This window comes from Natronomonas moolapensis 8.8.11, from assembly GCF_000591055.1.
GTDB classification, from domain to species: domain Archaea; phylum Halobacteriota; class Halobacteria; order Halobacteriales; family Haloarculaceae; genus Natronomonas; species Natronomonas moolapensis.
In genome coordinates this window covers 630,146-649,871 of record NC_020388.1, presented here as the reverse complement: position 1 = coordinate 649,871, position 19,726 = coordinate 630,146, and the positions used below count along the sequence as shown (strand labels likewise).

Below are 19,726 nucleotides of genomic sequence, written 5' to 3'. Positions count from 1 at the left end.
CGGTCGAACCACCCTTTTATATATCCGACCGCAACTGAACCTATGAGTTCCGAATCTCGGACGATCACGGTGTACTCCGACTATGTCTGTCCGTTCTGTTATCTCGGCCGCGAATCGCTCTCGCAGTATCAAACGCGCCGCGATGCCGATCTCGAAATCGAGTGGCATCCGTTCGACCTTCGAAGTCAAAAGCGCAACCCAGACGGGACGATCGACCACTCGGTCGACGACGGGAAAGACGACGAGTACTTCGAGCAGGCAAAACAGAACGTTCGCCGCCTCCAGGAGCGATACGACGTCGAGATGGACCTCGAGATAGCGACGGACATCGATTCGCTCCCCGCACAGGTCGTCTCGTACTACATCAGCGAACACCACGATTATCAAACGTGGCTCGGTTTCGACGGCGGTGTTCAGATAAGAATGAAAAGTGAGGCGGTACATTTTTTGAGTGCTCTATGCCCAAAAACGCCCGCCTCAACGGCCATTTGGACGAGATCGAGTTAGGTTTTGTGGAGCGAGAAGCGACACCGAAATTACTGATGAAGCTTGGTATTCAACTCCATTTAGCTGGCCTATCACTTTCGAATACCATTTCTATCCTTGAGATATTCGGTGTCAGTCGAGCTCGATCTACTGTTCACAACTGGGTTCACAGGGCAGATCTACAGCCCGAATCTGGTCGGGATCCGGATCACGTTGCGGTGGATGAGACCGTGATCCGACTCAATGATGAGCAGTACTGGCTGTATGCTGCTGTCGATCCTGAGACAAACAAATTACTGTATACAACGCTTGAACCGACGACAAACAAGGCAATCGCTCACGCATTCTTTGCCGAACTCCGCGAGAAACACGACGTTGACGACGCGGTGTTTCTCATAGATGGCTCGCACTCACTGAAAGACGCCTGTCGCCGCCATAGCCTCGATTTCAGATATGAACGCCATGGAAATCGGAATAGCGTCGAACGTGTCTTTCGAGAGGTAAAACGACGAACTATCAGTTTTTCAAACTGTTTTAGCAATGCCGAAGCAGACACCGCCGACGATTGGCTTCGATCCTTCGCCTTCGCATGGAATCAGCTTATGTGAACACTACCCCCCATCCGGGGCACAGATATAAAAACGACGCTGGCTACTCCTCGACGCCGGAGACCGCCTCGCCGAGTCCGTCGACGGGGCGGTCGGCGAGGGCGTCGTCGATCGACTCGGGGAGCCCGAACCGGTAGCGATCGGGATCACCGTCGTCGCGCAGTTCCGTCCGGCCGTGATAGACGGAGATGGCGGTGTCGAGGTGGAGCCGGACGGCCTCGAGCAACGCCTCCGCCTCGAGCGGTTGCCCGCGGCGCTCGAGGTCTTCGACGGACGCCCCGGGTGGCGCGTTGAACGCCCGCTGTGTGATGATCGGCCCCTGATCGAGATCCGTCGTCACGTAGTGGGCGGTGACGCCGGCGATGCGGACGCCCTCTTCGCGTGCCTGTCGGTACGGCTCCGCGCCGGGGAAAGCGGGCAAAATCGAGGGGTGGATGTTGATGATGCGGTCCTCGTACCGGAAGACGACGTTCGGGCTCAGAATCCGCATATACCGGGCCAACACGATGAGGTCGGTGTCGTACTCGTCGAGCAGTTCGAGGAGTCGCTCTTCGTCCGGCGTGCCCTTCTCGTCGCCGATGTCGTGGAAGTCGACGCCGTAGTGCTCCGCGAGCGGTTCGAGGTCGTCGTGGTTGCCGATGATGACGCTTATCTCCGCCCCGAGTTTGCCGTCGGCCCACGCCTCGAACAGCGCCTCGAGGCAGTGAGACTCCTTGGTGACGAGGACGGCGATGGTTTGGGCCTCGCGGTCGGCGGGGAATCGAACCTGGATGTCGACACCCAGGTCGTCGCCGAGCGCCGAGAGTGCCTTCCGGAGTTCCTCGGGCGTACAGCTCATCTCCGAGGTGTCGACGGTCATCGTCATCCGGAAGATCCGATCCCGGACGGCCTGATCGAGGTCTTCGATGTTGATGTCACGCTCGAAGAGCAGCGTCGTGACGCGGGCGATGAGCCCGGTATCGTCCTCGCCGACGACGGTGATCTCGGTGTACTGTCGGCTCATGGCCGCCACCTCCGCGGCGTCGCGACGGGCGAAGTCATACTCCCGTGTGGGTGGCGGGCTTTCAAAAGGGGCTCGAAAACGAGTCGGGCGGCACGGACGACCGCGGCACGTCCCGCCGGCCCGGGTACTCTTTCCGGGGAATCGGTCCCACCGACGCTCCACCGGCGAGTATCACACCTTTTAGGGGCCAGCCACCGAACCCAGGGGTATGTACGACGGCCTGAAGGGGTTCCGCGAGTTCTACCCCGGCGAGATGTCCGCCCGACGGGAGCTGACCGACACGATCGAAAAGCGGGTCCGGCGGTACGGCTTCCGGGAGATCGGCACGCCCGCACTCGAGCGCACACAGATGTACGTCGACAAATCGGGCGAGGAGATCACCGAGGAGCTGTACGCCTTCGAGGACAAGGGCGGGCGGGGGGTCTCGCTCACGCCGGAGTTGACTCCGACAGTCGCCCGGATGGTCGTCGAGAAGGGGGGCGAACTCCCGAAGCCGATCAAGTGGTTCTCCACCCGGCCCTTCTGGCGCTACGAGCAGGTCCAGCAGGGCCGATTCCGGGAGTTCTACCAGACCAACGTCGACGTCTTCGGCTCCGAGCACCCCGAGGCCGACGCCGAGATTCTGGCCGTCGCGGCCGACATCTTAGACGGGCTCGGGCTCTCGACCGGGGACTTCGAGTTCCGGGTCTCCCACCGGGACATCCTCGGCGGCCTGTTGGAGTCGCTGGACAGCGACGTCGAGACGACCGACGCGATCCGGGCGGTCGACAAGCGCGAGAAGATCGACCGCGAGGAATACCACGAACTGCTCCTCGATGCGGGGCTGACACGAGACGAAGCCGAGCGATTCGACGAGGTCCTCGGGACGGACGACCTCGACGACCTCGCCGCGTTCGCCGAAACCGACCGTGTGGAGGCGGCGGTCGAGAACCTGCGGGCCGTGCTGGCGGCGGCGGCCGACTTCGGCGTCAGGGACCGCTGTGCGATCTCCTTAGAGACTGCCCGCGGGCTCGATTACTACACGGGCGTCGTCTTCGAGTGTTTCGACACAGCCGGGGAGGTCTCGCGGTCGGTCTTCGGCGGCGGGCGCTACGACGACCTGATCGAGGGCTTCGGCGGGCAGCCGACCCCCGCCGTCGGCGTCGGGATCGGCCACGAGACGCTCTCGCTTCTGTGCCAGCGGGCGGGCGTCTACCCGGAGGAGGCGACCGAAACGGATTATTACGTGCTGACGGTCGGGGACACCCGCGAGGTCGCCGCGGGGATCGCTCGCGACCTCCGCGGGCTCGGCCACGTCGTCGAGACCGATCTCAACGACCGGGGGTTCGGCGATCAGCTTTCATACGCTGACGGGATCGGCGCGGAGACGGTCGTCGTAGTCGGCGAGCAGGACCTCGCCGACGGCTGTGTGACGATCAAGGATATGGCCTCCGGCGAGCAAACGCAGGTCCCCCTCGAGGAGTTCCCGCCGAGTGAGGGGCGACCGACGGACGACGAGGAGAACTGAGGCCCGATCCGCCCGAGGACGGCGGTCCGACCTGCCCGAGGACGGCGGCCCGACCCGCTCGGTGGTAATGTCTGACGCAGATTTATACGTGCGGGGGGACGAAACGGATGTATGTCCGGGAACCGAGTCGACGAACTCGAGGCGAAAGTGCGCGAACTCGAAGCGACCATCGAGGGGCTGACGGACGAACTCGTCGAGACGAAAGAACGATTGGGTGCGATCGAGGACGAGACCGGAATCGAGCCCGACGCCCTCGGGAGCCGGCTCTCCCGGACGTCCCGGTCCCGGGACGACGACGCCGAGGCCGATGACGAACTCGCCACGGAAGCCGACCCCGCAGACGGGGAGACCGAGACCACCGACGGGGACGACGCGGAGGACGAAACGGCGAACTCGACGGGTGACGACATTATCGTGGCCTGAGCGGGACGACACACCCCAATGCACATCAAAGCGCTCGTCCTCGACAAGTTCAAGAGCTTCGGCCGTAAGACTCGAATTCCACTCTACGAGGACTTCACGACCATCAGCGGCCCGAATGGCTCCGGCAAGTCGAACATCATCGACTCGGTGCTGTTCGCGCTCGGGCTCGCCCGCACCTCGGGCATCCGTGCGGAGAAGCTACCCGACCTCATTTACAACCCCGGCCACGACGACGAGGCGGGCGGCTTCGCCGGCGAGCGCGAGGCGAGCGTCGAGGTGATCCTCGACAACGCCGACGGGACGCTGTCGCGCGAGCAGGTCGTCTCCGCGGCCGGGTCCGAGAACGTCGGCGATATCGAGGAGATCTCCGTACGGCGGCGGGTCAAACAGACCGACGAGGACACCTACTACTCGTATTATTACCTCAACGGCCGGTCGGTGAACCTCTCGGACATTCAGGACTTGCTCGCGCAGGCAGGCGTGACGCCGGAGGGGTACAACGTCGTGATGCAGGGCGATGTGACGGAAATCATCACCATGACCGCCGGATCGCGCCGGGAGATCATCGACGAGATCGCCGGCGTCGCCCAGTTCGACGCGAAAAAAGCCGACGCCTTCGGCGAGCTCGAGACCGTCCAAGAGCGCGTCGACGAGGCCGAACTCCGCATCGAGGAGAAACAAGAACGCCTCGATCGGCTGGCCGACGAGCGCGAGACGGCGCTCGAGTACAAACAGCTCAAATCGGAAAGAGAGGAGTACGAGGGGTATCTCAAGGCCGCAGAACTCGAGGACAAACGCGAAGAATACGAGGACGTGTGCGCGTCGATCGAGGAACGAGCCGCGGAACTCGAGGGACTCCAGCGCGAACTCGACGAACGACAGGGCCGCCTCACGCGGCTCGAGGAGGACCTCGCCGACCTCAACGCCGAGATCGAACGCAAGGGCGAGGACGAACAGCTCGAGATCAAACGCGAGATCGAGGAAATAAAGGGTGAGATCTCCCGGATCGAGGACCGAATCGATACCGAAAACGATCGAATCGAGAAGGCCGAAGCCGAACGCCGACAGGCGTTCGTCGCGATCGATCGCAAGGGCGAGACCGTCGAGGAACTCGAAGCTGACATCCGGAACAAGAAAGTCGAGAAGTCCTCGCTGAAAGCCGACGTCCAGGAGAGAGAGGTCGACCTCGAGTCGGTCGAGTCCGAGATCGAGGCGGTCGATTCGGAGTACGAGTCCGTTCGAAACCAACTCGAGGAGCGCCGCGAGGCGCTCCAGAAGCTGAAAGACGAGCGCAACGAACTCCAGCGGAAACAGGATCGGTTGCTCGACGAGTCCCGACGGCGGACGAACGAGGAACGCGAAACCGAAGCCGAGATCGAGGCCGCGGAGGCCAAACTGCCCGAACTCGAGGCCGAACGCTCGGACCTCGAGAACGAACTCGAGAAAGCCGAAACGAACCGCGAGACGATCACCGAGGTCGTCGAGGACCTGAAGGCCGAGCGGCGGGAGCTACAGGAGCGACTGGAGTCCATCGAGGACGATATCTCGGCGAAGCAGGGCGAGTACGCCGAACTCGAGGCGCGGGCGGGCGAAAGCGGCGACAGCTCCTACGGCCGGGCCGTGACGACGGTGTTGAACGCCGGCATGGATGGCGTCCACGGGACGGTCGGGCAGTTGGGGGGCGTCGCCCCGGAATACGCCACCGCGTGCGAGACGGCCGCGGGCGGCCGCCTCGCGAACGTCGTCGTCGACGACGACGGTGTCGGCGAGCGCTGTATCGAGCACCTCAAATCGAGGAACGCCGGGCGAGCGACGTTCCTCCCGATGACGGAGATGCACGGCCGGTCGCTGCCGTCGCCCCCAGACCTGCCGGGCGTGGTCGATTTCGCGTACAACCTGATCGACTTCGATCCGACGTACGCCGACGTGTTCGCCTACGTCGTCGGCGACACCCTGGTGGTCGAGGACATGGCGACCGCGCGCGACCTGATGGGCGAGTTCCGGCTCGTCACCGTCGAGGGGGACCTCGTCGAGAAGTCGGGCGCGATGACCGGCGGGTCGAGTTCCGGCTCGCGGTACTCCTTCGAGAAGAGCGGGAAGGGACAGCTCGAGCGGGTCGCCGAGCGGATCACGGAACTGGAGGACCGAAAGCAGTCGGTCCGGGAGGAACTCCGGGACGTCGAGTCGCGGCTGGACGACGCCCGCGACCGCCAGACCGACGCGGCCGAGCAGGTCAGAGACGTCGAGGCCGACATCGAGTCGATCGACGAGAAGCGCGAGGCGACCGAGGCGGAGATCGAGGCGCTCGCCGAGGAACTCGAGGAAATAGAGGCCGAGCGCGAGTCGGTCGCCGACCGGATGGACGAAATCGAGGGGGACATTGACCACCTCGACGCCGAGATCCGGAGCGCCGAGGCCGACATCGAGGAACTGGAGGCCGAGATCGCCGACTCGGAGATCCCCGAGCTGACGGAGCGCGCCGAGACGATCCGCGGGGAGATCTCGGAGCTCGAGGACCGAATGGGCGAACTCGACGGCGAACTCAACGAGCTCGAACTGGAGAAGCAATACGCCGAGGAAGCGATCGAGGACCTCCACGACGACATCGAGGCGGCCCAAAACAGGAAGGCCGAGACCGAAGCGCGCGTCATCGAACTCGAAGACGACTTAGAGGCCGAACGGGAGACGCTCGAAGCCAAACAGGAGGCGGTCGCCGACCTGGAGGACGAACTGGCCGATCTCAAGGCCGACCGCGAGGCGCTGAAAGACGAGCTCGCGGACGCGAAGGCGGCCCGCGACGAGAAGCGAGAGGCCGTCTCGCGCGTCGAGTCCAGCCTCGAGGAGCTGCGCGACACCGAATCGCGCCTCGAGTGGGAACTCGACGAACTCGAATCGCAGGTCGACGAGTACGACCCCGAAGAGATTCCGGACCACGACACGGTGACGGCCGAGATTTCGCGGCTCGAGGGCGAAATGAACGCGCTGGAGCCGGTCAACATGCTCGCCATCGACGAGTACGACGAGGTCGAGGCCGAACTCGACGACTTGGAGGGCAAACGCGAGACCCTGATCGAGGAGGGCGACGGGATCAGAGAGCGAATCGAGGGATACGACTCGCGCAAACGGGAGACGTTCATGGACGCCTACGAGGGTATCAACGAGGAGTTCCGGGACATCTTCGCGCGGCTCTCGAGCGGCAGCGGCGAACTCGTCCTCGAAGACCCCAAAGACCCCTTCGAGGGCGGGCTGACGATGAAGGCCCAGCCGGGCGACAAGCCAGTCCAGCGGCTCGACGCGATGTCCGGCGGCGAGAAGTCCCTGACGGCGCTGGCGTTCATCTTCGCGATCCAGCGGTACAACCCGGCCCCGTTCTACGCGCTTGACGAGATCGACGCCTTCCTCGACGCGGCCAACGCCGAGATGGTCGGCGAGATGGTCGAGGAGCTGGCCAGTGAGGCCCAGTTCGTCGTTGTCTCCCACCGCGCGGCGCTGTTGGAGCGATCCGAGCGCGCCATCGGCGTGACGATGCAGGAGGACAACGTCTCGGCGGTGACGGGGATCGATCTCTCGAGTCTGGAGGTGCCGGCGGATGACTAGCGAGGACGAGCGCAGCGAGTCCTCGATAGAGCGAGCGGGGTCGAAAGAGCCAACAGACTCGCCTCACCCACCACTCCGGGCCGACGGTGGCACGGCCGACGAGATCCCGCTGAACATCGCGGGCCACGGGGCCGAATCGCCGTCGGAGGAGGACGGTGGTGACGGTCCCGACGACGCCGTCCCTTCCGGGGTCGACGTCTCGGCCCCGGACGGCTCCGACGACGAGGTCGAACCCGTCGAGTTGTTGGTCCAACTCGCCGAGGACGGGGAGATCGACCCCTGGGACATCGACGTGGTGACCGTCACCGACAAGTTCCTCGATCGGCTCGACGGCTCGGATCTCCGAACGGGGGGGCGGGCGCTGTTTTACGCGTCGGTGCTGTTGCGGATGAAAAGCGACGTGATGTGGACCGACGACGAACCCGATGAAGGCGCCGCCCCCGACCCGGAGCCGTGGGAGCGACCGCCGGGCGAGGAGCCACGAGCGTTCGAGGCGGACCCGATCGACGAGCTCGAACGCGAGATGGACCGGCGGATCGAGCGCAAGCGCGCCCGCGGGATGCCGGAGACGCTCGACGAGTTGGTCCGGGATCTTCGCGAGCGCGAGCGCGACACGTGGTGGAAGGAGTCCAGGACCTACGACACCTCGGGGTCACCGTCGGGGTACGGCCGCGGGACCCGGACGCTCGATTACCACGCGGGCGACGACGTCCGGATGGACGACGAGCCGACGGCCGAGGAAGTGACCGGCAAGACCCACGACGAGCACATGGAGGAGATCGTCGCCGACGTCTACCGGAAACTCCGGACGCATTACGACCGGGGGCGCGAGGAGGTGTTGTTCACCGAGGTCCGGACGGCCGGCGGCGGCGTCGTCGACACGTTCTTGGGACTGTTGTTCTTGGCGAACCGCGGGCAGGTCAGACTCCGACAGGACGACCTCTTCGGGGACCTCTGGATTCGCGATCCCGCGGGTGGGGCAGTCGAGGAATCGGCGTCGGCCGACGACTGAGGGCGGGCGTACGAAAACGCCCGGACGTCGAGTGGCTCAATACCGAGTACAAACGCCTCGCAGTCACGACGTTCCTCCCGGCCGTCGCGACCCCAACACCCTGTCGTCGCCCGGGCGGCGGCACCGACCGTCGACATCGACACCTCATAGAGTGGTATCGGGGTGCACCCGCGCCCGACGAGTCGGAGCCGTATGTTTGCCCGTTGAGACGGAGGCGGTCCCGTACACCGATGTCGGCACTGCGGAGCCGATGGGGGCGGCGGCGATGAGCGCTGTCGGCCGGTGGTTCCGAACCATTCCCCCAACTAATGTATTCTAATGGTATCTGGTGGTAGTCACCGACACGCTTATGTATTCCCGGGGCGTTGACGCAATCACGATGAGCGAATACAGCACCCCGATGTCACTCGCGTTCGACTTCCAGCGCAGCGCCGTCGAAAGCACTCACGAAGCGATCGAGAGCAGCGTCGAAGCGCAAAAACAGCTCAACGACGCCATGGTCGACGGCTTCGGCCCCGCTCACGACGCCTCCGAGCGCGGTACCGAGTTCGTCCGTTCGGGCGTCGACTCGTACTTCGATGCGGTCGACTCTGTCATGCCCGCCGGCAGCGGTGTCGACGAGGTCCACGGGATGATGCACGACCAACTCGACATGCTCGAGGAGAGCCAACACGAGGTCATAGACCAATTCGAGACCAGCCTCAACGAGGGCACCGAGTCCGCCGAAGAGATGCTCGACGAGTTCCTCGCGGCGCTCGACGAGCAGATCGCGAGCCTGCTTGAGGCCCACGAGGACGTCGAAGGCCAGATGCTCGAGGCCCTCGAGGAACTCGAGGAGACCGTCGAGGAGATGCAGGCCGAGGTCGAAGCCCGCGGCGAGGAGATGCAGGAGCAACTCGAGTCCCAGGCCGAGGCGATTCAGGAGCAACTCGAGGACGTCACGGAGAACGTCCAAGAAGCCGCGACCGAGACCGCCGAGCTGTCCGCGTAATCGGTCCGTCTTCCGGATTCGCCCGGACACCTTCCGACACACTCATTTTTCGCCGCGCGACCGTACCGACGGGTACACAAACCGCCGTCTCCCACGGCCGGTATGAGCGAACTCACCGTCGAGGCGGTCGACTCCCTCGAGACGGAAGACCTTCCCGCCGGCGTCGACGCCCCGGAGTACGTCCTCTACGGCGGGAAGGGCGGCGTCGGCAAGACGACCTGCGCGGCCGCGACGGCGCTCTCGAGCGCCCGCGGCGACACGCCGACGCTCGTCGTCTCGACCGATCCGGCCCACTCGCTGTCGGACACCCTCGATTCGGAGATCCCAGCGGAGCCGACGCGGATCCGCGACGACGTGCCGCTTTTCGCCGTCGAGATCGACCCCGAGGCCGCCGAGGGACCGTTCGCCCCCGGCGGCGAGGGCGCCGATGGAGACCCACTGGACGGCGGCGCGGACGGCCCGCTCGGCGGCGTCGGCGAATTGCTCGGCGAGGGGGGCCACCCCCTCGGCGGCGGCGCGATGCCCGGGGCCGACGAGGCCGCCGCGATGCAGTTGCTCATCGAGTATCTCGACGATCCTCGGTTCGAGCGCGTCGTCGTCGACACCGCGCCGACGGGGCACACCCTCCGGCTGCTCGAACTCCCGGAGGTGATGGACTCGATGGTCGGCCGGCTGCTCTCGGTTCGGGAGTCGATCTCGGGTATGGTCGGGAGTCTGGGCGGGCTCTTCGGGGACGACGACGCGGCCGAGGCGGACACCGCGAGCCTCGAGGAGCTCTCGGCGCGGATCGAACGCCTCCGGGCCGCCCTCCAAGACCCCGAACGAACGGACTTCCGCGTCGTGATGATCCCCGAGGAGATGAGCGTCACCGAGAGCGAACGGCTCGTCGGCCGCCTCGAGGGGTTCGACATCCCCGTCCGGACGGTCGTCGTCAACCGGGTCAGCGAGGACCTCACTGCCGTCGCGGACCTCGACGCCGACTGGTTCGTCGCCCCCGACACCGAACACTGCGAGTTCTGTCGTCGGCGCTGGGGGGTCCAGCGCGAGGCCCTCTCGCGGGCCCAGGAACTGTTTCGCGGCCGGGAGGTCAAGCGCGTGCCGCTGTTCGCGGAGGCGGTCCAGGGCGAAGCGATGCTCGCGGTGGTCGGGCGCTGTCTGGAGTGAGCCGCGAGGCGGGGGCCGGCTACGCCGGAACCACGAGCACCCGGAGGTCGTTGACGTTCGTGCCGGTCGCCCCCGACCGCAGGAGTGCTCTCCTGGATTCGAGGAAGGTGTAACTGTCGTTGTCCGAGAGCGCCGCGCGTGCGGCTGCCGGATCGTCGACCGTCCCGGCGTCCACGAGCGCGCCGGCGGCGTCGGTGCTGCCGTCGCCCCCGTCGGTGTCGACGGCACCCAACACGGCGGGATTGGGGAGGTCCATCGCGGCCGCGAGCGCGAACTCCCCGTTCGGGCCGCCGGTCCCGTCGCCGGTCACGCGGACGGTGGTCTCCCCGCCCGAGAGGATCACTGCGGGCGGTTCGACCGGGTCGCCGCTGTCGGCGGCCTCGGCGGCGACCGCGGCGTGGAGCCGGCCGGCCGCCCTCGCCTCGCCCTCGATCCGCGTCGAGATGACGCACGTCCGGTACCCCCGCGACGACGCGTGCTCGACGGCCGCGTCGATCGCGTCCCGGCCCGAGGCGACGACGTGGGTGTCGACGTCGGTGTCGGCCGGCCCCTCGGGCGTGCTTCCCCGGAGGAACGATTCGACGGCCGGGACGTCGACGCCGTATCTGGCGAGGACCGCGAGGGCGGCGTCGGGGTCCGTTTCGGTCGGGACCGTCGGCCCGCTGGCGATGATCGACGGATCGCCGCCGACGACGTCGCTGACGAGGATCCCGACGGTCGTCGCCGGCTTCGCGGCGGCGGCGAGGCCGCCGCCCTTGATCGACGAGCACGCCCGTCGAACGGTGTTGAGCTCGTCGATCGAGGCCCCGGCGTCGAGGAGGTCGTCGGTGACAGCCTGGAGGTCGGCGGCGGACAGCCCCGCCGCGGGCGCACACAGCAGCGCGCTCCCACCGCCGGCGATCGCCCCGATGACGAGCGTTCGATCGGTAGCGGCCGCGGCGCAGTTGAGGACCGCCCGCGCGCCCGCGACGCTGCCGTCGCCCGGCGTCGGGTGTTCGCCCTCCAGCACGTCGATCCGGTCCGGGTCGGCGGTCCGTTCGTCCGTGACGACGACGCCGCCCGAGAGCCGGTCGCCGAGCAGCTCTTCGAAGGCCGCCGCGAGATCATCGGCGGCCTTGCCCCCACCGATGAGCCGGATCGAGTCGTACGCCGAGAGGTCATAACAGGCGTCTCGGACGGTCAGCGTCCCGTCGCGTTCGTCCACCGAACAGTGGCGGGCGACCGCACGCCGCGGGTGTGCAGCGTCGATCCCCGCTTCGAGACACCCGAGGGCGAGTTCGTGCGCCGGCGAGTCGGCCGGCGTCCCGGATCGGTCGAACATCTCAGGAGCCGAATCGCCGGATCACGCCGAACAGCCCGTCGACGACCGGATCGGGGAGGAACCTCGCGTAGGCGAGCAGCCCTGCGGCGCGGCCGACGACGTACCGCGGTTCGGGGTCGGTCGAGACCGCCGCCTCGACGATCGCTTCCGCGACCTCGGCGGGGTGGACGGCGACAGGGCTGTCGCCGCCGAGCAGGGTCGCGTCCTCCTGGAACGCGTAGAGGTCCTCGTAGGCGTCGGTCCGGTCGAGCCGGCGCAACTCGTCGTCGACCCGGTCGCGGAAGGCCGTCTCGACGGGCCCCGGCTGGACGACGCTGACGTCGATCCCGAGTGGTTCGAGTTCGCGCCGCAGCGAGTCGCTGTACCCTTCGACGGCGTGTTTCGACGCCGAGTACGCCCCCATCCCCGGCGCGGCGATCCGGCCGGCCAGCGAGGAGACGTTGACGACCGTGCCGTCCCCGCGTTCGCGCATGTGCGGGAGCGCCGCCCGGACGAGTCGGTGCGGGCCGAAAACGTTCACGTCGAACTGCTTTTCGAACAGGTCGTCGTCGATGTCCTCGAGGGGACCGTGTTGACCGTAGCCGGCGTTGTTCACGAGGGCGTCGATGCGTCCCTCCTCGTCGACGACCCGGTCGACGACCCGACGGACGTCCTCGTCGTTGCGGACGTCGATGGTGCCGATGTCGCAGCCGGCCTCGCCGAGCGTCTCGATATCGGCGGGGTTGCGCGCGGTGGCGTAGACCCGCCATTCCTCGTCCAAGAACGCGTACGCGGCGGCCCGGCCGATGCCGGACGAACAGCCCGTTATCAGTACCGTCCGATTGCTCATACGGATCGATCGGGGGGACGGTAGTTAGGCGTTGATGTGTCGGGGCCTCACCGCCCGGTTTTCAGTTCGTCGGCGTACCGGTCGGCCAGCCGCGTCGGCCGGGGGAGTTTGTACTCGCCGCCGCAGGCGGCCACGAGATCGGTCGCCGTCCCGGCGGCGAGGCGGTGCCCCGGCGAGACGTAGAGGGGGTTGATCCTCGTCGAGTCGGGGTACTGTCGGCTCTGGTAGGCGTGCCCGACGACGGTCTCCTCCGGGGCGCTCATCGAGTCGTCGGCTTCGATCGGGACGCGCTCGCCCGCCTCGAGCGCGTCCGTCGCTCGCCTAGGTCGGCCACAGAGGAGGCTCTTTGCGACGCCGACGGCGGGGACGTCGAAGCAGACGCCGACGTGGGCCGCGAGCCCGGCCTCGCGATAGTGTATCCGGCCGCTGCCGTCGAGGACGAGCAGGTCCGGATCGACGTCGAGGGCCTCGAGCGCCGCGACGATCGGTTCGCCCTCACGGAAGGCGAGCAGCCCCGGCACGTACGGCATCGACAGCGGCGTGACGGCGCTCTCGCGGGCGATCACTTCCCCGCCGCGGAGGACGACGACGGCAGAGACGGCCCGGTCGTCGAGAAACGCCTGGTCGACCCCGGCGACGAGTGCGTCGCCGGAGTGGACGTCTGCGGGCGTGACCCCGGCGGCGTCCTCGAACGTCGCCTCGGCCGCGATTTCGGCCTGCAACCGCTCCATCGCCTCGCGGGAGCCGGGGCGGGTCGGCCGGAACCGCTCGGCGGCGACGTCCATCTACGGGAACCGACCCGGGCCGCCGGGGCCACCCGGTCCCCGTCCCGGCCCGAGGTTCAGCTGTTTCGGCCCGCGGCCGATGCGGTCTTTGATCCGGTTGCCGTACCACAGCCCGATCACGAGGCCGACGAGGTGGGCGAAGTGGGCGACCCCGCTGAGGATACCGCCGTCGGCGACGAACGCGAAGATCGAGAAGGCCGCGAAAAGCACCGTCAGCGTCCGGATCGACATCGGAATAAAAAAGAACAGCAGGACTTTCAAATCCGGGGAAGTGACTGCCAACACGCCCATGATCGCCATCAGCGCGCCGGAGGCGCCCAAGACAGCCACCTGTTCGCCGGTCACCAAGCCGACGCCGACCTGCCCGAGGCCGGCGAGGACGCCGCTGGCGAGAAAGAGGGCAGCGAACTTCCGGGAGCCGACCTGCCGCTCGACGATCGGCCCGAAGAAGTACAGCGCGATGGCGTTGAAAAGCAGGTGGCTCGGCCCGCCGTGAGAGAAGACCGAGACGACCCACGTCCAGACGTACTCGGGGTGGGCGGTCGTGAGCGTGAAGATCTGTCCCCAGGTCGTGGTGCCGGGATCGACACCTGCCGACGGCAGGCGGATCCCCAAAAGCGGTGCGAGGACGTACTGGAGGCCGAAGACGACGACGGCGATCGCGAGGAAGAGATACGAGAGGTTGTTCCGAAAGTACCCGAGCGGGCCGCCGGGACCGGCGTCGAGTCCGATCCGGCCGAGAAGGCCGCCCGAACCGGCGGTTCCGCCTCGACTGCCGCGACCGCCGCGGCCCCCCTGTCCGCCGCCGCGAACCGAGTCGTCGAAGCCGCTGTCGAAGACGCCGTCGGGATCGTTCCAGCGTTCGAGGCCGGGGCAGTCGTGGTTCTCGGGAAGCCGGTGTTCGCTGCAGTAGGTCCCGCCGCAGTGCCGGCAGTTGTACGGCATGTTCTCGTCTTTGCCACAGACGTCACACGTCGCCATTATCGTTCGGACGCCCCCTGCGGGCAAAATCGTTTGGATGCGGTCGAGGCGGCTGGAGCAGTCGGAACAGTCGGGGTTGTTGGACGAGGTGGTCGCGGTCGTTGGGTGGGACGGTCGCGGGTCGGCTTCGGCTACCGCCCGTCGGCGACGGTGTCGCGAACGCGGGGGAGAAGCTCTCCGGCACCCAGCGCAACAACGCCGGCGTACAGCGCGACGGCGCCCATGACCACGAGCCAGGCCGCGAACGTCGTGTTACCGGCTGCGAGGTAGTCGACGCTCGTCAGTTCCGCGAACACGCCGGCGACGGTGAACGCCGCCGTAGCGACGGCGTAGGCGACGAGTTCGACGACGGGCGCGAGGATCTCCTTCATACCCCCGGTAGGACGATCGATGTATAAAAGACTGCCGGGAGCTACGCGCCGATCTCGACGACCACGTCCGATTGCAGCCACATCTCGGGGTCCTCCCGGTCGTAGATCACGATCTCGCCGTTGTCGAGAGAGAGGTGGGCGTATCGCTCGGTGTCGAGCGGCGTCTCGGGCGGTTCGGCCGATTGGCGGGCTGGTTCGTCCGCGTCCGCGGGTGCGTTACTCATTAACATAAGATCGGAGACGGTGTAGCGATATAAGCGTTCGGCCGAGGGTAAGCTAGGTATATATACTCTACTAGCACATCTATAGGGCCACACGGCCGGGGAACCGGCCTCCGGATACCGGGGCTTCGAGGCGGCCAAGCGCGGGTCCGGCGGGGGATCAACATTGATAGGGCCGCCGCCCGATCCCTCTGATATGTCTGAGCCGACCATCTTCGAGCGCATCATCGACGGTGACGTCCCCGGACACGTCGTCCACGAGACGGAGACCGTCGCGGCGTTTCTCGACGCGAACCCCCTCACGCCGGGACATACCCTCGTCGTGCCGAAGGAGCCCTACAGCAGACTCCGGGACGCCCCCCAGGACGTCTCGACCGACGTCTTCGAGGCCGTCCGAATGCTCTCGCCCGCCATCGAGGACGCCGTCGACGCCGACGCCACGACGGTCGGCATCAACGACGGTACCGCGGCCGGACAGGAGGTTCCGCACCTGCACGTCCACGTCGTTCCCCGCTTCGAGGGCGACGACGGTGGCCCGATCCACGCGGCCGTCGGCTCGTTCGCCGACCTCGACGACGGCGAAATCGCCGGCATCGCCTCGGATATCGAGACGCAACTCGGCTGAGGCGGGAGAGACCCCGAGCGCCGACCTCGACACGGCGGATGACCCGGACAGCACGTTTTTATTCGATGCCGGCGGTACCGAACGTATGTCCGAAACGGTCGCGTTCGTCGGCGCCGCCGGCGGGGTCGGGACGACGCGGGTGACGCTCGAGTGTGGACGGCTTCTGGCCGACGACGGGGCCGACACCGCGATCCTTGACGCCGCCTACGGCACGCAGGGGCTCTCCGATCGGGTCGCTGGCCGGATCGACCCCGACATAACGGCGCTGTGTCTGTCAGAGACGCCGCTCGAGGAGGGCTTGATCGACCTCCCCGGCGAGCGGGCGGGGCGGCTCTCCGTCTGTCCCGCCCACGCGTCCTTCGAGCGCCTCGCGCGCGCGAAACGGCCGGCGGCTGCCGAGCGATTCGGAGAGCTGATCGAGGCGGCGGCGCGGCGCTTCGAGTGCGTCCTCGTCGACACCCCACCGGTGGCGACGAACCCGGCCGTCGCGGCGGCCACCGAAGCCGGGTCCGTCGCCGTCGTCTGTGACGGCGAGCGAGCGGCGTCGGCCGTGCCGCGGACGGCGGATCGACTGGCGGACATCGGGATCGACGACTCGACGACGCTGCTCACGCGGACGTCGGCGCACCCGGACGCCGACGTGGCGGTCCCGGAACTCGGCTCCGAGACGCCGGCGGGCGCGCCCGATTCACCCGCCCGCGACGCGCTCGCCGACGCGGTCGAAGTGCTGACCGGGATCCCCGTCGAGCGGCCGGAGTCGACGGGGTTGTTCGGAAACGTCTCTCTCAGATGAGATCGTCGGGGTCGCCTCTGGCGTCCACGAGCGGGTCCGGGTGCGCCGTTGAGGCTGCCCCGAGGACCACCGCGTCGGCACCGTCGATCGGGTCGTGGGTGGCGACGTACGCGCCGAGGGCGAACTCCCGGTCGCCGAGACCCGCCAGCGTCCGGGCCTCCGTGCGCGATATTTCGCCGGCGAGCCAGTCCTCTAGCACCCGTTTTGCCGTCGGGGTCAGCGGGTCGATCGGTTCGCCCAGCAGGTACAGCACCTTCGCCGCCGTCGTCCGTGGGACGTCCGCGACGGCGGCGGCACGGCCCACGCTCGCTCCCTCGGTGTAAGCGTCGACGACCGCGGCCGCGCGCCCGGGACAGCAGGGAAGCCGCGCCTCGAACTCGGTCAGCCGCTCGGCGAGCGGGGCGTCGGTTCCGTCGGTCTCGACGACGCCGCGCTCGCGCTGTTCCGTCGTGACTTCCAGCCCCGCAGCGATCTCCGACAGCGTCATACATACTGTTAGTATGTCCATTCGATATAAACGTACGGCTACCGCCCGCTCCGCTATGAACCGATCGGCGTCCATCGCGGTCCACCACGGGAAACAGGTTCGGACGGCGTCGATCCGGCCGCGGTCGACAGGGTATTTCAACGTCCGGACGTATGACTGGACATGTCCATCCGCTCACGGATCCCCGGCTCTCTCCTCGCGGTCGGCGTGGCGTTCGGGCTCGCGGCGCTCGCCTACGGCGGCGGGAACGCCGCAGCTTACGCCGTCGCGCGCGGGTTGGGGCTTTTCGGTATCGATCCCACGCCCAGACAGGGCTTCGTCCTTTCGGTCCTCACGCTCCAGTTGGTCTTTTTCACCGGCGTCTCGCTGCTGTATCTCCGCTATCGCGGGCTGACGCCCGCCGACATCGGCGTCCGCGCGCCGACGCTGGAGGGGTGGATCGTCCTCGGCGTCGGCTTCGTCTCGATGATCGTCCTCTGGCTCGTCGGCTCGATCGGCAGTTTCGTCGTGGGCCAGCGCCTCGGCATCGAGCGCGAACCCCAGGCCATCTTCGACGTGGCCCAACAGGACCCGCTCATTTTCGTCATGCTGGGCGTGTTTTCGCTCCTGATCGTCGGGCCCACCGAGGAGTTGCTGTTCCGCGGGATCATCCAGACCCGTCTCCGGGAGACGTTCGGCGTCGCCGCCGGGATCACGCTCGCGACGGCGCTGTTCGCGGTCATCCACCTCGCCGGGTTCGGCAGCATCGAGGCCGGACTGCTCGGCGTGTCAGTGCTGTTTTTCGTCGGCTTCGTGCTGGCGCTGTCCTACGAGTACACGGGCAACCTCGTCGTGGTCGCGCTCATGCACGGCCTCTTCAACGCGACGCAGGCGGCGATGGGGTATCTCGGCGTCCGGTACGGCGACCCCGACGCGGTGGCTGCCGCGATCGGGCTGCTTCTGTTATAGATAGCCCAGTCAGACCTCACTCCAGCGCCGACCCAGCGCGGACGAGCGTCGCTTCCCTGAAGGCGGGGCCGACCAACTGGAGGCCGACCGGCCCCTCGTCGGTTTCGCCCGCCGGGACCGAGATCGCCGGCAGGTTCGCCAGGTTGATCGGGACGGTGTTCGCGTCGGCCAGATACATCTGTAGGGGGTCCTCGAGGCTCTCGCCGCGCTCGAACGGCGGGACCGGCATCGTCGGCGAAGCGAGGACGTCGACGGACTCGAAGGCCTCCTCGAAGTCCTGTTTGACCCACGCGCGGGCGTCTTGGGCCTTCTTGTAGTACTTGTCGTGATAACCCGCCGAGAGGGCGTAGGTGCCGAGCAGGACGCGGCGTTTGACCTCCTCGCCGAACCCGATCTCGCGGGCGGCCGCGAAGGACTCGTTCCAGTTGTCCCCGTCGTCGCCCTCGCCCGAACGCCCGTACCGCACGCCGTCGAAGCGCGCGAGATTCGAGGACGCCTCCGACATCGCGATGACGTAGTACGCCTGCACCGCGGTTTCGACGGAGGGCAACGAGACCGTCTCGGTCGTCGCCCCCTTCGACTCGAGGTCGTCGATCGCGTCCTCGAAGACCGCCCGGACGCCCTCGTCGGCGCCCTCGAGCAGTTCGGTCGGAATACCCACGGTGAGTCCCGAGACGTCGCCGTCGGCGGCGGCGGCGTAGTCGGTGTCGACGTCGGCCGGCGGTTCCCGCGTCGTCGCGTCGTTCGGGTCCGGGCCGGCGAGTACCTCAAGCAGTTCGGCCGCCGCCTCGACGGTCGGCGCCAGCGGGCCGATCTGTTCCAGCGAGTTCGCGTACGCCACGAGGCCGTACCTCGAGACCAGCCCGTAGGTGGGTTTGATACCGACGACGCCACAGAAGGCGGCCGGACACCGCACGGAGCCGCCCGTGTCCGACCCCAAAGCCAGGTCGGCCTCGCCGGACGCGACGGCGGCGGCGCTTCCGCCAGAGGAGCCGCCGGGGACGCGGCCCTCGGCGGCGGGGTTCTCGACGGGACCGAACGCCGAGGTCTCCGTGGTCGTCCCCATCCCGAACTCGTCCATGTTCGTCTTGCCGACGATCGTCGCGCCCGCGTCCCTCAGCCGTTCGACGACGGTCGCATCGTACGGTGGGACATACCCCTCGAGGGCCGCCGATCCACAGGTCGTCTCGACCCCGTCCGTGGAGATATTGTCCTTGACGGCGACGGTTCGACCGGCGAGGGGACCGTCGTCATCGCCCTCGATGTGCGTCTCGGTAATGAACGCGTTGTGGCTCATGAAACGCTCGGCCCCTTGAAGTAGCCGTCCTCCGTCTCAGGGGCGTTTCGCAGCGCCTCCTCTTGGGTGAGTCCCGACTCGACTTCGTCGGGGCGCATCACGTTCGCCAATTCGGGGCTGGGATCGACCTCGGGGACGTCGTCGAGCGCCTCGAAGTGTTCGAGGATCTCGGCGAACTGGCCGGTGAACCGTTCGACCTCCTCGTCGTCGAGGTCGATCCGCGCGAGCTGGGCGACGTGGCGGACCTCCTCGTCGTCGACAGTCATGCCCATGGATC

Annotated in this window: 20 protein-coding genes and 1 pseudogene; 11 read left to right on the top strand and 10 right to left on the bottom strand. The window is 67.2% G+C overall.

The features are described from left to right. Nucleotides 1-42 precede the first annotated feature (42 nt). A pseudogene (locus tag NMLP_RS03285) lies at nt 43-414 on the top strand (DsbA family oxidoreductase); the annotation flags it as partial. A gap of 44 nt (nt 415-458) precedes the next feature. After that, complete coding sequence (locus tag NMLP_RS14090; protein WP_015408706.1) at nt 459-1,094, top strand: IS6-like element ISNamo7 family transposase; 636 nt, start codon at nt 459-461, stop codon at nt 1,092-1,094. A gap of 43 nt (nt 1,095-1,137) precedes the next feature. Here the strand turns inward: NMLP_RS14090 and NMLP_RS03280 are convergent, their stop codons facing one another. Continuing rightward, nucleotides 1,138-2,097 carry a formyltetrahydrofolate deformylase gene (locus NMLP_RS03280; protein ID WP_015408705.1) on the bottom strand — a complete coding sequence of 320 codons (960 nt, stop codon included), beginning with the start codon at nt 2,095-2,097 and terminating at the stop codon, nt 1,138-1,140. A gap of 208 nt (nt 2,098-2,305) precedes the next feature. On the opposite strand from NMLP_RS03280, the gene hisS reads away from it, so the two are divergent. The 6 genes from hisS to NMLP_RS03250 all read left to right on the top strand — a co-directional run bounded on the left by hisS (nt 2,306) and on the right by NMLP_RS03250 (nt 10,791). After that, nucleotides 2,306-3,604 (top strand): histidine--tRNA ligase, encoded by a 1,299-nt coding sequence (gene hisS / locus NMLP_RS03275; RefSeq protein ID WP_015408704.1) that lies wholly within the window; start codon nt 2,306-2,308, stop codon nt 3,602-3,604. Nucleotides 3,605-3,715: 111 nt separating this feature from the next. Beyond that, nucleotides 3,716-4,027 carry a DUF7518 family protein gene (locus tag NMLP_RS03270; protein ID WP_015408703.1) on the top strand — a complete coding sequence of 104 codons (312 nt, stop codon included), beginning with the start codon at nt 3,716-3,718 and terminating at the stop codon, nt 4,025-4,027. Between the two features lie 18 nt (nt 4,028-4,045). After that, nucleotides 4,046-7,624 carry a chromosome segregation protein SMC gene (gene smc / locus NMLP_RS03265; RefSeq protein ID WP_015408702.1) on the top strand — a complete coding sequence of 1,193 codons (3,579 nt, stop codon included), beginning with the start codon at nt 4,046-4,048 and terminating at the stop codon, nt 7,622-7,624. Further along, nucleotides 7,617-8,636 carry a segregation and condensation protein A gene (locus tag NMLP_RS03260; RefSeq protein WP_015408701.1) on the top strand — a complete coding sequence of 340 codons (1,020 nt, stop codon included), beginning with the start codon at nt 7,617-7,619 and terminating at the stop codon, nt 8,634-8,636. Before smc ends, NMLP_RS03260 begins: the two co-directional genes overlap by 8 nt. 379 nt (nt 8,637-9,015) lie before the next feature. Further along, nucleotides 9,016-9,627 carry a hypothetical protein gene (locus NMLP_RS03255; protein ID WP_015408700.1) on the top strand — a complete coding sequence of 204 codons (612 nt, stop codon included), beginning with the start codon at nt 9,016-9,018 and terminating at the stop codon, nt 9,625-9,627. A gap of 102 nt (nt 9,628-9,729) precedes the next feature. After that, nucleotides 9,730-10,791: an ArsA family ATPase gene (locus NMLP_RS03250; RefSeq protein WP_015408699.1), complete on the top strand. Its 1,062-nt coding sequence runs from the start codon at nt 9,730-9,732 to the stop codon at nt 10,789-10,791. Between the two features lie 19 nt (nt 10,792-10,810). On the opposite strand, the gene NMLP_RS03245 is transcribed toward NMLP_RS03250, so the two are convergent. From NMLP_RS03245 to NMLP_RS03220, 6 genes are all read right to left on the bottom strand, one after another. After that, nucleotides 10,811-12,112, bottom strand: a complete 1,302-nt coding sequence (locus NMLP_RS03245; protein ID WP_015408698.1) for a glycerate kinase type-2 family protein — start codon at nt 12,110-12,112, stop codon at nt 10,811-10,813. Between the two features lies 1 nt (nt 12,113). Continuing rightward, a complete protein-coding gene (locus NMLP_RS03240; RefSeq protein ID WP_015408697.1) occupies nt 12,114-12,941 on the bottom strand; it encodes an SDR family oxidoreductase in 828 nt (275 codons plus the stop codon). Nucleotides 12,942-12,988: 47 nt separating this feature from the next. Then, nucleotides 12,989-13,726, bottom strand: a complete 738-nt coding sequence (locus tag NMLP_RS03235; protein ID WP_015408696.1) for an endonuclease V — start codon at nt 13,724-13,726, stop codon at nt 12,989-12,991. Further along, nucleotides 13,727-14,707: a rhomboid family intramembrane serine protease gene (locus tag NMLP_RS03230; protein ID WP_015408695.1), complete on the bottom strand. Its 981-nt coding sequence runs from the start codon at nt 14,705-14,707 to the stop codon at nt 13,727-13,729. A 131-nt stretch (nt 14,708-14,838) separates the two neighbouring features. Then, nucleotides 14,839-15,078, bottom strand: coding sequence for a hypothetical protein (locus NMLP_RS03225; protein WP_015408694.1), 240 nt, complete (start codon nt 15,076-15,078; stop codon nt 14,839-14,841). Nucleotides 15,079-15,119: 41 nt separating this feature from the next. Beyond that, nucleotides 15,120-15,302 carry a DUF7331 family protein gene (locus tag NMLP_RS03220; RefSeq protein ID WP_015408693.1) on the bottom strand — a complete coding sequence of 61 codons (183 nt, stop codon included), beginning with the start codon at nt 15,300-15,302 and terminating at the stop codon, nt 15,120-15,122. Nucleotides 15,303-15,495: 193 nt separating this feature from the next. Between NMLP_RS03220 and NMLP_RS03215 the strand changes: the two genes are divergently transcribed. Both NMLP_RS03215 and NMLP_RS03210 read left to right on the top strand, forming a co-directional pair. Further along, the gene (locus NMLP_RS03215; protein ID WP_015408692.1) at nt 15,496-15,924 is read left to right on the top strand and encodes an HIT family protein; all 429 of its coding nucleotides are present in this window, start codon (nt 15,496-15,498) and stop codon (nt 15,922-15,924) included. Nucleotides 15,925-16,009: 85 nt separating this feature from the next. Beyond that, nucleotides 16,010-16,717, top strand: coding sequence for a chromosome partitioning protein ParA (locus tag NMLP_RS03210; RefSeq protein ID WP_015408691.1), 708 nt, complete (start codon nt 16,010-16,012; stop codon nt 16,715-16,717). Here the strand turns inward: NMLP_RS03210 and NMLP_RS03205 are convergent. Next, entirely contained in the window at nt 16,710-17,204 is a 495-nt protein-coding gene (locus tag NMLP_RS03205) for a DUF7858 family protein (protein ID WP_015408690.1), read from the bottom strand. The genes NMLP_RS03210 and NMLP_RS03205 overlap by 8 nt on opposite strands. A 162-nt stretch (nt 17,205-17,366) precedes the next feature. Between NMLP_RS03205 and NMLP_RS03200 the strand changes: the two genes are divergently transcribed. Further along, nucleotides 17,367-18,152 (top strand): CPBP family intramembrane glutamic endopeptidase, encoded by a 786-nt coding sequence (locus tag NMLP_RS03200; RefSeq protein WP_015408689.1) that lies wholly within the window; start codon nt 17,367-17,369, stop codon nt 18,150-18,152. Between the two features lie 16 nt (nt 18,153-18,168). Here NMLP_RS03200 and gatA read toward each other — a convergent pair whose 3' ends face one another. Together gatA and gatC are read right to left on the bottom strand one after the other, a co-directional pair. Beyond that, nucleotides 18,169-19,449: an Asp-tRNA(Asn)/Glu-tRNA(Gln) amidotransferase subunit GatA gene (gatA, locus tag NMLP_RS03195; RefSeq protein WP_015408688.1), complete on the bottom strand. Its 1,281-nt coding sequence runs from the start codon at nt 19,447-19,449 to the stop codon at nt 18,169-18,171. Further along, nucleotides 19,446-19,715, bottom strand: coding sequence for an Asp-tRNA(Asn)/Glu-tRNA(Gln) amidotransferase subunit GatC (gene gatC, locus NMLP_RS03190; RefSeq protein ID WP_015408687.1), 270 nt, complete (start codon nt 19,713-19,715; stop codon nt 19,446-19,448). Before gatC ends, gatA begins: the two co-directional genes overlap by 4 nt. Nucleotides 19,716-19,726 lie beyond the last annotated feature (11 nt).

Bases quoted from the DNA above. Each gene is read 5' to 3' on its own strand.
- NMLP_RS14090 (WP_015408706.1), top strand. From the start codon at position 459: ATGCCCAAAAACGCCCGCCTCAACGGCCATTTGGACGAGATCGAGTTA.
- NMLP_RS03280 (WP_015408705.1), bottom strand. From the start codon at position 2,097: ATGAGCCGACAGTACACCGAGATCACCGTCGTCGGCGAGGACGATACC.
- hisS (WP_015408704.1), top strand. From the start codon at position 2,306: ATGTACGACGGCCTGAAGGGGTTCCGCGAGTTCTACCCCGGCGAGATG.
- NMLP_RS03270 (WP_015408703.1), top strand. From the start codon at position 3,716: ATGTCCGGGAACCGAGTCGACGAACTCGAGGCGAAAGTGCGCGAACTC.
- smc (WP_015408702.1), top strand. From the start codon at position 4,046: ATGCACATCAAAGCGCTCGTCCTCGACAAGTTCAAGAGCTTCGGCCGT.
- NMLP_RS03260 (WP_015408701.1), top strand. From the start codon at position 7,617: ATGACTAGCGAGGACGAGCGCAGCGAGTCCTCGATAGAGCGAGCGGGG.
- NMLP_RS03255 (WP_015408700.1), top strand. From the start codon at position 9,016: ATGAGCGAATACAGCACCCCGATGTCACTCGCGTTCGACTTCCAGCGC.
- NMLP_RS03250 (WP_015408699.1), top strand. From the start codon at position 9,730: ATGAGCGAACTCACCGTCGAGGCGGTCGACTCCCTCGAGACGGAAGAC.
- NMLP_RS03245 (WP_015408698.1), bottom strand. From the start codon at position 12,112: ATGTTCGACCGATCCGGGACGCCGGCCGACTCGCCGGCGCACGAACTC.
- NMLP_RS03240 (WP_015408697.1), bottom strand. From the start codon at position 12,941: ATGAGCAATCGGACGGTACTGATAACGGGCTGTTCGTCCGGCATCGGC.
- NMLP_RS03235 (WP_015408696.1), bottom strand. From the start codon at position 13,726: ATGGACGTCGCCGCCGAGCGGTTCCGGCCGACCCGCCCCGGCTCCCGC.
- NMLP_RS03230 (WP_015408695.1), bottom strand. From the start codon at position 14,707: ATGGCGACGTGTGACGTCTGTGGCAAAGACGAGAACATGCCGTACAAC.
- NMLP_RS03225 (WP_015408694.1), bottom strand. From the start codon at position 15,078: ATGAAGGAGATCCTCGCGCCCGTCGTCGAACTCGTCGCCTACGCCGTC.
- NMLP_RS03220 (WP_015408693.1), bottom strand. From the start codon at position 15,302: ATGAGTAACGCACCCGCGGACGCGGACGAACCAGCCCGCCAATCGGCC.
- NMLP_RS03215 (WP_015408692.1), top strand. From the start codon at position 15,496: ATGTCTGAGCCGACCATCTTCGAGCGCATCATCGACGGTGACGTCCCC.
- NMLP_RS03210 (WP_015408691.1), top strand. From the start codon at position 16,010: ATGTCCGAAACGGTCGCGTTCGTCGGCGCCGCCGGCGGGGTCGGGACG.
- NMLP_RS03205 (WP_015408690.1), bottom strand. From the start codon at position 17,204: ATGACGCTGTCGGAGATCGCTGCGGGGCTGGAAGTCACGACGGAACAG.
- NMLP_RS03200 (WP_015408689.1), top strand. From the start codon at position 17,367: ATGTCCATCCGCTCACGGATCCCCGGCTCTCTCCTCGCGGTCGGCGTG.
- gatA (WP_015408688.1), bottom strand. From the start codon at position 19,449: ATGAGCCACAACGCGTTCATTACCGAGACGCACATCGAGGGCGATGAC.
- gatC (WP_015408687.1), bottom strand. From the start codon at position 19,715: ATGACTGTCGACGACGAGGAGGTCCGCCACGTCGCCCAGCTCGCGCGG.